A 261-nucleotide genomic window follows, 5' to 3' on the forward strand; every position below is an offset into this window, starting at 1 on the left:
TTGTGGCGAAGTGGTTAACGCACCGGATTGTGGCTCCGGCATTCGTGGGTTCGATTCCCATCAGTCGCCCCATTTTTCTTAAATAAATTAATATGCGGGTGTGGCGGAATTGGCAGACGCACCAGACTTAGGATCTGGCGCCTTTGGCGTGGGGGTTCGACTCCCTTCACCCGCACTTTTAATTAAATAACTCATACATGTCTTGCGGAAGTAGTTCAGTGGTAGAATACAACCTTGCCAAGGTTGGGGTCGCGGGTTCGA

The 261-nt window shown here is 50.6% G+C and carries 1 tRNA gene; it reads left to right on the forward strand.

Annotated features, from left to right (window positions below):
- The first annotated feature begins 94 nt into the window (after positions 1-94).
- Positions 95-175: transfer RNA gene (locus ACS2QP_RS27995), tRNA-Leu, on the forward strand.
- Positions 176-261: the final 86 nt, after the last annotated feature.

The sequence above is a fragment of the Bacillus cereus group sp. Bce019 genome, from assembly GCF_051781745.1.
Lineage (GTDB): Bacteria > Bacillota > Bacilli > Bacillales > Bacillaceae_G > Bacillus_A > Bacillus_A cereus.